This window comes from Paenibacillus aurantiacus (assembly GCF_042431225.1).
GTDB classification, from domain to species: Bacteria; Bacillota; Bacilli; order Paenibacillales; family Paenibacillaceae; genus Paenibacillus_Z; species Paenibacillus_Z aurantiacus.
On sequence record NZ_JBHMDO010000042.1, the window covers coordinates 163,939 to 173,330 of the forward strand.

Annotated in this window: 7 protein-coding genes; 1 reads left to right on the forward strand and 6 read right to left on the reverse strand. The window is 59.8% G+C overall.

The genetic code is table 11. From position 1 onward, the window contains the following. Nucleotides 1-94: 94 nt before the first annotated feature. Nucleotides 95-1,078, reverse strand: coding sequence for a glycoside hydrolase family 43 protein (locus tag ACFFSY_RS26350; RefSeq protein WP_377499775.1), 984 nt, complete (start codon nt 1,076-1,078; stop codon nt 95-97). A gap of 81 nt (nt 1,079-1,159) precedes the next feature. Beyond that, nucleotides 1,160-3,286, reverse strand: a complete 2,127-nt coding sequence (locus ACFFSY_RS26355; protein WP_377499777.1) for an alpha-glucuronidase family glycosyl hydrolase — start codon at nt 3,284-3,286, stop codon at nt 1,160-1,162. Between the two features lie 216 nt (nt 3,287-3,502). Between ACFFSY_RS26355 and ACFFSY_RS26360 the strand changes: the two genes are divergently transcribed. Further along, nucleotides 3,503-4,300 (forward strand): Nif3-like dinuclear metal center hexameric protein, encoded by a 798-nt coding sequence (locus ACFFSY_RS26360; protein ID WP_377499779.1) that lies wholly within the window; start codon nt 3,503-3,505, stop codon nt 4,298-4,300. Nucleotides 4,301-4,759: 459 nt separating this feature from the next. Here the strand turns inward: ACFFSY_RS26360 and ACFFSY_RS26365 are convergent, their stop codons facing one another. From ACFFSY_RS26365 to ACFFSY_RS26380, 4 genes are all read right to left on the reverse strand, one after another. Continuing rightward, entirely contained in the window at nt 4,760-5,386 is a 627-nt protein-coding gene (locus tag ACFFSY_RS26365) for a polysaccharide deacetylase family protein (protein WP_377499781.1), read from the reverse strand. Between the two features lie 106 nt (nt 5,387-5,492). Further along, nucleotides 5,493-6,413: a carbohydrate ABC transporter permease gene (locus ACFFSY_RS26370; protein WP_377499783.1), complete on the reverse strand. Its 921-nt coding sequence runs from the start codon at nt 6,411-6,413 to the stop codon at nt 5,493-5,495. 12 nt (nt 6,414-6,425) lie between these two features. After that, a complete protein-coding gene (locus tag ACFFSY_RS26375; RefSeq protein ID WP_377499785.1) occupies nt 6,426-7,337 on the reverse strand; it encodes an ABC transporter permease in 912 nt (303 codons plus the stop codon). Between the two features lie 164 nt (nt 7,338-7,501). Beyond that, nucleotides 7,502-9,223, reverse strand: coding sequence for an ABC transporter substrate-binding protein (locus ACFFSY_RS26380; RefSeq protein ID WP_377499787.1), 1,722 nt, complete (start codon nt 9,221-9,223; stop codon nt 7,502-7,504). Between the last annotated feature and the right edge of the window lie 169 nt (nt 9,224-9,392).

Genomic DNA, 9,392 nt, shown 5'->3' on the forward strand with positions numbered 1-9,392 from the left:
ATAAAATCAGCTTGACTCTACATCATTCGGAGGCGGCGTTCCCTTTGGGACCGTGATGACCGCAGGCTTGCGCGGTCCCGGCCATCAACAAGCCTTATTCGCCGTACGGGTCAATCGTCCGGATCATGCCGTCCTCGTTGTACGTCAGCTCCGTCATTTTCACGCTGCGCTTATTATCCGCGCCGCCGGAGAGCGAGCTGTCGTGGTAGAACAGGTACCATTTGTCCTGGAATTGCACGATGGAATGATGCGTCGTCCAGCCGATGACTGGCGTCAGGATCGTCCCTTGGAAGACGAATGGCCCGAGCGGGTTGTCGCCGATCGCGTAGACGATCTGATGCGTCGTGCCCGTCGAATAGGACAAGTAGTAGCGACCGTTGTATTTGTGCATCCACGGCCCTTCGAAGTAGCGCCGCTCCTCGTCCCCCGCCAGGATCCGATTGCCCGCGTCGTCCATGATCTCGATCTCGCCCGGCTGCTCGCGGAACGTCAACAGGTCGTCGCTCAAGCGAGCAGCGCGCGGTCCCAAAGCCGGCGCATCGGCCGCGGGTCCTTCGCCTGCCGCGTTGAACTCGCCCGTCTGCCACTTCTCCAGCTGGCCGCCCCACAGGCCGCCGAAATACATGTACGCCTGGCCGTCGTCGTCGATGAATACCGCCGGGTCGATGCTGAAGCTGCCCGGGATATAGTCCGGTTCCGCGACGAAAGGACCTTCCGGCCGGCTGCCCGTCGCGACGCCGATGCGGAACACGTCGTCGTGATCCCGCGCGGGGAAGAACAAGTAATACTTGCCGTTCTTGTACGCCGCGTCCGGCGCCCACATCTGTTTGGATGCCCACGGCACGTCCTTCACGTGCAGCGCTTCGCCGTGGTCGACGCACTCGGCATCCGCGTCTTCCATGGACAACACATGGTAATCCTCCATGTCGTACTGGTCGCCGTTATCGTTCGATTCGCGCACATGATCGAGGTCGTGCGACGGATAAATGTAGATTTTGCCTTCGAATACGTGCGCCGACGGATCGGCGGTGTACATATGCTTGACTAGCGGCTCTCCGCGTTTGGTGCGTTGCGTCATCGATTCTCGCTTCCTTTCCTCATTCCCAAATGGGGTTATGCGGACCAATCGTTGATCCTGCTCTTCATTGCTCCGGCTCTGCTAGTAGATCGTGCGGCCCTGCTCATCGGGCACCCCGCTCTTACGGTAGAAATACGTGTTGATCCGGTCGCGCCACTCCTTGGCGTGCTCGGCCTGTTCGCGGAATCGGGCCAGCGCCTCGTCGTAGACATCGGCCGCGACGAGCCCTTCGAGCGACGCCCACCGCTGGGCTAGCTCCCCCGCGCGCTGCGCTCCATCGAAGTGCGTGTCGTAAATGTGCTGGATGACCGTGCGTCCGGACTTCAGACGATGCCCGTAAGGGACGTGATGGAAGAACAGCAGCAGCTCATCCGGGCAATCCGCGAGCGATTCGTACATGTTGGCGTTGGATCCCCTATATTGACCTGCGTATCCCGTGCCCGAGCGTACGGTCCGGTCGACGCCCACGCCGTCTCGGTCGGCGAAATGGTACGTCCCCCATTTGTCGTACTCGTAGCCGTCCACGTTCGGCCCGTAGTGATGGTTCGGGTTGACCATCCAGCCGACGCCAAGCGGCGCGGTGTACGATTCGTAAATGTCCGGCGATTCCATCAGCATGCCGACCACCGCGTCCGCGACCCGCCGGTTTGCGCCGAACGTCTGCAAGGCCCATTCCTCCGCGATCGCTTCGGCGGACAGTTCCGGGTTCCATGCCAGCCGTCCGTAACCGTACAGATTCGCCTGCGCGAGCGGATGGCCGGTCCAGTTCGGATCGGCGCCGATGTTGGACACGGCGGCGAACCCGCCGAGCGTCCTCCCGTGAACGCTGCCGTCCGCGATCCGTTTGACCGGGGCAGCGCCGCCGAGCGCGTGCGTCTCGAAATCCAGCACCGTCTTCCACTGCGGCACGAGATAGCAAAGATGCCGCTGCTGGCCGGTATATTCCTGCGTAATTTGGAATTCGACGACCTGGTTCGTCCGCTCCATTGCGCCGAGCAGCGGGGAGACCGGCTCGCGCGCCTGGAAATCCATCGGCCCGTTCTTGATCTGCAGCACGACGTTATCCCGGAAGGCGCCGTCGAGCGGCATGAAGTGATCGTATGCCGCCCGCGCGCGGTCCGTCTTCCGGTCGCGCCAATCCTGCTTGCAGTTATAGACGAAACAACGCCAGACGACCAGTCCGCCATGACGCCCCAGCGCATCGGCCAACATGTTCGCGCCTTCCGCATGGCCGCGCCCGTACGTGAACGGACCCGGCCGATTCTCAGAATCCGCCTTCACAAGAAAGCCGCAGAAATCGGGGATCGCCTCATAGATGGCCGCCGCCCGCTCATGCCACCATTGCTGCACGGCTTCATCCAGCGGATCGGCCGTCGGCAAGCCGCCAACTTCGATCGGAGCGGCAAAATTGACGCTCAGCAACAGTTTGATGCCGTAGACGCGGAAGATCGCAGCCAACTCCGCGAGGCGCGGCAAGTAGTCTTCGGTGACGAACCGGGATTCGAGCCGGTGCACGTTCACATTGTTGATCGCGATCGCGTTGAGGCCGACCGAAGCGAGCAGGCGGGCATAATCGCGTATGCGTGCCGGTTCAAAATCGATGGCGTCGTCGCGGTAGAAGATCGACGGCCCCGCGTAGCCGCGCTCGATGCTGCCGTCGATGTTGTCCCATTGGTTGATCATGCGCAGCTTGTTCGCCGGCCGCTCGAATACCTCATGCCCGCTCGGGTCCGCCCCTGTCGCCAGCAGCCGCAGCAGGTGGAAAGCGCCGTATAGCGCGCCGACTGGCGTGTGGGCACCGATCGCGGTCACGCCCTCCTTCGTCCGGATGGCGAATCCTTCGCGGCCTAGTTCCGCCGCTTCGACGCCGAAGATCTCTCGCAGCCGCTCGTTCGCCGCGAACGTGCCGACGAGAATGCCGGAATCGGCGCCATTCGCGCCATCCGCGGCGTTCGGCCCGACGCTCCGCTTACCGGTCTCCCCGTCGGGATCCGTCGCGAGCGCGCTTACCCACGGCGTCTCGCCGAACATGGCGCCGATCCCTTCCGCCAGCACCGAGATGGCGGCCCGCACCGTATCGTTCCGATCGCTCGACGCGATCCACGCATAAGTCGGCGCCTTCTCCATGTTCGTCTCCAAATCTACGCGCGGATGATACGCGAACCAAGCTCGGTAATCCGCGCGCCCTGCATGCTGCTGTTCGTTCATGTGGCGTCACCTTCTTCTCTTGATCTTTTTGCAGCGAAGATTGCTCGCATGAAAGCGACTTTTGTCGATGTATGTCCACGAACCATTAAGTTAACTGATCAAGAAACACTTTAGACTCCGGGAGCGTCACCCAACAATCGGAGAACCACTTGACAAGACAAGTGCCTTTCGCCGTAGAATGTTGGACATATCATCCGCTCACAGGAGGACAGGATTATGTCGATTACGATGCAAGACGTTATCGCCGAGCTTCGCGGCACGGTGCCGCCCATCGCGGATACTGCCGATACGCTGGAAGGCGGGACGCCGGAGACGCCCGTGACGGGCATCGCGGTCGCATTCATGCCAACGCAGGCGGTGATCGAGCAAGCCGTCGCCTTGGGCGCCAACCTGCTCGTCGTCCACGAAAGCCCGTATTACAACCATCGTCCCGAGCATGCTGCGCATCTGGCCAATGACCCGGTGTGCCAGGCCAAACGCGACTTCCTCCGGCAATCGGGGCTGGCTATCTACCGGCACCATGATTACTGCCACCGCTTGCAGCCCGACCCGATCATGACCGGTCTGCTGCAAAGCCTGGGCTGGGAGGCGCATGTGGAGGCGATGCTGCCGACCGCGGCTGTGCTCCGCGTGCCCGCGATGCGCGTCTCGGAGCTGGTCGCGTACGTGAAAGCAAAGCTGTCCCTCCCCTACGTACGGCTTGCCGGTACCCCCGACGTGCGCTGCGAACGGATTGGCGTGCTCGTCGGCTACCGGGGCGGCGGCGCGAATGCCATCCCGCTCTTCCGCGAACATGAGCTGGATTTGATCGTCGCCGGCGAAGGTCCGGAATGGGAGACGCCCGAATATGTCCGGGACGCCGCAAGCCAAGGCAGCCCGAAATCCTTGCTCGCCATAGGCCATGCGGAGAGCGAAGAACCGGGCATGCGCGTGGTGGCCGCGCAGCTGCGCGACCGGTATTCGGAGCTGCCGGTGCATTTCATTCCCGGTCAGCCGGTGTTTCGAGTGCTTTAAAACATGGGGCTCTGCCCCTTTGACCCCACTTTTGTTGCCCCCTCCCCCTTCCCCCTCCGCCGAGGGGAACCAAAGGACTTCGCCCTCTGGACTCCCTTCTTCGTGCAGCCACAATTTTTCGCGGTTGGCGGGTCGGCTCGAGCTGAGCATGCTTTTGTCCTCGCGGACAAAGCTTCAGTGGGTTTTGAAGTCAGTCCGAAGTCATAAGCCTGTCAACTATAGGCCATGGGTGTCTTCGCCGGACGTTTTTTCCTTAACCTGACAGCATTGCCCCTCCATAGGAGGGAAACCAGTGCGCAGCCCGCTTTTGTCCTGGCGGACAAAGCTTCTTTTCGATCTTCGTTCGACACGTTTAGCCTCGAAGCGGAAACTTGTTCGTTCGATTCTTTCCTGCTGCTTGCGTGCTGACCATCGCTTTCGTCCACATGTGCGGACACGCTTTACTTGCTCCGCAAATCTTCATTCAGCCCTTCCCAACTCCAGCAGCTCCCGCACCGTTACGAGCCGGAAGCCGCCCTCGACCAGCTCGCGGACGAGCGTGCGGACCGCCTCCACCGACTGCGAACGGTCGCCGTAGCCGTCGTGGAAGAGCAGAATGCCGCCCGGCACCAGATAATCCCGCGACTTCTCCAGAATGTGCGCCACCCCCGGCTGCTCCCAGTCGTGCGTCTCGGTATTCAGCGCGTCGATCGTGGCATACCCCATCTCGTCCGCCAGCGCAAGGATCTCTTCGTTCTCGGCCAGATACGGGGCGCGGAAGGTACGGACCGCCTCGCCTGTCACCTCTCGGATAAGCGCGTCGGTACGGCGCATCTCACCTGCCGCCTCCCCGATCTCGATCTCCGTCAAATTCGGATGCGTGAACGTATGGTTGCCGATCTCGTGCCCCTGCGCATGAACGGCTTCGGCGACCGCGCGGTTCGCCTCGATCTGCTCGCCGATCATGTAGAACGTCGCCCGCCCGTTCACCTCTGCGAAAATCTCCAGCATTTGCGGCGTATAGACGGGATTCGGGCCGTCATCGAACGTAAAAGCAATAACCTTCTCCTCCGTCGCGACCTGCTTCACGGTAATAAGTCGTTCCATTATTGATTCGCTCCTCTCCGGCAGGCGGCTCTTGCGGACGGCCGCCGTTCGCCTACAAGTTCTCGCTCCATCCCCCGTTAACCTGCCGGATGCAGACGTTTATCGATTACCCTTTCACGCCGCCAAGCGTCAAACCTTTCACGAAATACCGCTGCAGGAACGGATACACCATGATGATCGGCAAGCTCGCCACGATCGTCATCGTCGCGCGGATCGACGTCGGCGTCACGTAGTTAGCCGAACCCGAGCCGTTCGCGAAGGCGCCGCTGGCATCTGTCGAGCCGGTGGAATTGGAGTTCTGGAGCATTTTCATCAGCTCGTATTGCAGGGTGCTCAGCTCGACATGCGAGGAGTTGTATAGAAACACGTCGAACCAGGAGTTCCATTGGTAAACCGCCGTGAACAGCGACGTCGTCGCAAGCACCGGCAGCGTCAGCGGCAGCACGATGCGCATGAACGTCGTGAACTCGCCGGCGCCGTCGATCCGGGCAGACTCCATGAGGCCGTCCGGCAGCCCTTCGATGAACGAGCGAATGACGATGATATTGAACACGCCGATGATCCCAGGGATGATGTATACCCAGAAGCTGTTCATCAGCCCCAGCTCCCGGATTAGCAAGAAGTTCGGAATAAGTCCGCCGTTGAAATACATCGTCAGCACGAACGCGATTGTGACGAACTTGCGCAGCACGAAATCCGGCCGGCTGATCGCGTAGGCGATCATCGCCGAGCAGAACGTCGAAATGAGCGTGCCGAGCACCGTCCGCAGCACCGAGATCATCGTCGCGTGCACGATCGTCCCTTGGTCGAATACGTACTTATAGCTGTCGAAGGACAGCTCGCGCGGCCAGAAATAAATCCCGCCTCTCACGGAATCGGTGGCGTCGTTGAGCGATACCGCCAGCATGTTGATGAACGGATAGACGGTCACGATCATCAGACAAATCATGAACGCGTAATTGAATAGATCGAAGATGCGGTCGCCGATCGGGACGCGCCGCTTGTAGCTTTTCTCCGCGATTGCCATGGTGCTTCCTCCTTAGAACAGTCTGTCCTGGCCGAACCGCTTGGCGATGGCGTTCGCGGAGAACAGCAGGATGATGCTGATAACGGTCTTGAAGATGCCGGCCGCGACGGACAACGAATAGTTGCCGAGGTTCATGCCGTATTTCAAAATGAAAATCTCGAGATTTTCAGAGTAGTCGACGTTAAGCCCGTTCCCGAGCAAATATTGCGGCTCGAAGCCCGTCTCCAAAATTTGGCCGAGGTTCATGATCACGAGCACGATAATAACCGGACGAAGCCCCGGCAGCGTAATGTGCCACATGCGCTGGAGCCGGCTTGCGCCGTCCATCTCCGCCGCCTCGTATTGCGCCGGATCGATCGTCGTCATCGCGGCCAGGTAGATGATCGTATTCCAGCCGATGTTCTTCCATACTTCGGAAGCGCCCATGATGCCCCAGAAATACTTGCCTTCGCCGAGCCACAGGATCGGTTCGTTGATGAAGCCGAGCTTCATCAGAATAATGTTGACGATGCCGCCGTCCGCGGACAGCGCCGTCTGAATGATCGTGGCGGCCACGACCCACGAAATGAAATGCGGCAGGTAGCTGATCGTTTGCACGAACCGCTTGAACAAGGCGTTGCGCAGCTCGTTGAGGAGCAGCGCCAATATGATGGCGGTCACGAAGCCCAGCACGAAATTGATCAGGCTCATCGCCAGCGTGTTGCGCAGCACGAGCAGGAACCGGTCGTCCTCGAACATGAACCGGAACTGCTTGAGGCCGACCCACTTCTGGTCGCCGAACCCTTTGGCCGGCTTATAATTCTGGAAGGCGATCGTCCAGCCCCAGAGCGGCAAATATTTGAAGATCGCCAGCCAGATCAAGAAAGGCACGGTCATGAACACGAGCGCGCGCTGGCTGAACAGCCTTTTCATGAACAGTCTCATCGTTCCACTTCCTCTACTTCGGGTGCTATCGGCCATGCGCTGTAGTCTTGGATGCGGGTGATTAAAAAGAGCGGCGGGGGCAGCCCGGGTGCATCCAGCCCCGCTTCGGACCGGCCGGTGCCGCTATCCCGCCTTTCGCTCTTCTGCTTGCACTGATTCGGCCGTTAATTCGTGCCTTTGATCTTCGCGACCTTCTTCTTGATCTCTTCGGTCATCGTCTTCTCGTATTCGTCGACCGGCGTCTTGCGGTATTCCGTTACGTAGTCGTTCCAGACGCCCTCGAATTTATCCGGCGCGGCGAGCACGATTTTGGCGAAATATTTCTTCTGCAGGTCGGTCTGTTTGACGGTGAAAATTTGTGCCGGCGTATCCTGCTCGAGCGCGATGCTCCATGCCGGGTACCACGGACGGTCGTCCGGCGCGGCGAACAGATCCGCGTACGTCTTGGCATTGTACTTGGCCAGTCGCTCCTTCTCGGCGTCGGTGAAGGACGCTTGGGCGACTTCCGGCTGACGGCCGGGATCGACGGCGTTGCCGTCCGGGAACGTCGAGCCCCCGCCATACATCGGCCAATAGTAAGCGAAATAACTGATGCCCACTTCGCGGGAATAATCGTTGTCCTTCAACTTCTCGATCTGCTCCGGCGTCCTGTACAGGCGGCCATTCGCATCCACCTCGTACGTCTCGCCTTGGATGCCCCAGCGCGTCAGCTTCTGGTTCTCGTCCGTCAGCAGGTTGTCGAAGAACTTGATGATGCGCTCCGGATCCTTCGCGCTCACCGTAATGCCGATGCCGCGGTTGTTGACGAAGGAAGGCGGGTCGAGGTATTGATCCTTGGTATTCTCGTCGAACACGATCGGCAGCGGGAAGTACATCAGATCGTCGTTGCCGTTCTTGTTCAACGTGTTGAACGCCTGCTGCGCCTGCCAGCCGTAGTCGAACAGGCCGAGCACCTTGCCGGAAGTCAGTTTGGCGAGGTATTGGTCGTAATTGTCGACGAACGACGATTTGTCGAGCAGCCCTTTGGCGTTCATATCGTTGAGCGTCTTCAGCCAGCGCTTGGTGTCTTCATTGTCGCCGTACACTTTCGCTTCCAGCGTGTTCTTGTCCACCTGCACGCCGCCGTCGTTCGGATAGCCGGCCAGATGGTTCGGAGGATTCGTCGTCGTGAAGAAGCGCCAGTCGTGCGTCAGCGTCGTCATGCCGATCAGATCCTCGCTTGCATGCTTGATCGTGTAGTCCTCGATCAGCTTGACGAATTGATCCAGCGTCTTCACCTTCGGGTAACCGGCTTCCTTCAGCACGCGATTCTGAATCCAGAACGCGCCTTGGTCGATCGTCGGGCTTGGCTTGAATTCGCCGACGAGCGGGGAGAACGGCAGGAAATAGATGTTGCCGTCGTCGGCCTTCATCAGATTAAAGAAAGGCTCGTAGACGCGCTTGATGTTCGGTCCATATTTGTCGATCAGGTCGTTGAGCGGAATGAACGCGCCCGCATCGAGGATCTTGTCGATGCCCGCGTCCGGTTGGATGACGTCCGGATACTCGTTGCTCGCGATCATCGTGCCGATCTTCGTCTGCAGGTCGCCGACGAGGAATTCCTGCTTGAAGTTGACGCCGGTCTGTTCCTCGAGCTTCTTGCCGATCATCGTCTTGTTCGTGTCGATGTCCTTGTTCGCCGTCGCGTTGAAATACGTGAACGTCACCGGTGCCGGCTTCTCCGCCTCGCCGCCTGCCGCGTTCTGGCCGCCTGTGTTCGTATTCCCTTCATTCGCAGGCGCCGGCGCGTTGTTCCCGCCTCCGTTGTTGTTGCCCGAGCAGCCCGTAATGGCTACTGCGAAGGCCGTGGCGAGCACTGCCGACGTCAGCCACTTCTTGTTCCGCATGAATCGCTTCCCCCTCTGTTTCGCCTGGTATTGTAAGCACTTTCATTATAGAATGCGGACCATGCGCCGCTTAATGGAGAAACTAAACTTGTTACTGCACTATGTTTAGATCAGGTTCTTGATCGCGATATAGATCAAGGTTCTGATCTCCATCAGGTTCTTGATCGCG

Excerpts from the sequence above, each read along its gene's own strand:
- ACFFSY_RS26350 (WP_377499775.1), bottom strand. The coding sequence starts at position 1,078 with ATGACGCAACGCACCAAACGCGGAGAGCCGCTAGTCAAGCATATGTAC.
- ACFFSY_RS26355 (WP_377499777.1), bottom strand. The coding sequence starts at position 3,286 with ATGAACGAACAGCAGCATGCAGGGCGCGCGGATTACCGAGCTTGGTTC.
- ACFFSY_RS26360 (WP_377499779.1), top strand. The coding sequence starts at position 3,503 with ATGTCGATTACGATGCAAGACGTTATCGCCGAGCTTCGCGGCACGGTG.
- ACFFSY_RS26365 (WP_377499781.1), bottom strand. The coding sequence starts at position 5,386 with ATGGAACGACTTATTACCGTGAAGCAGGTCGCGACGGAGGAGAAGGTT.
- ACFFSY_RS26370 (WP_377499783.1), bottom strand. The coding sequence starts at position 6,413 with ATGGCAATCGCGGAGAAAAGCTACAAGCGGCGCGTCCCGATCGGCGAC.
- ACFFSY_RS26375 (WP_377499785.1), bottom strand. The coding sequence starts at position 7,337 with ATGAGACTGTTCATGAAAAGGCTGTTCAGCCAGCGCGCGCTCGTGTTC.
- ACFFSY_RS26380 (WP_377499787.1), bottom strand. The coding sequence starts at position 9,223 with ATGCGGAACAAGAAGTGGCTGACGTCGGCAGTGCTCGCCACGGCCTTC.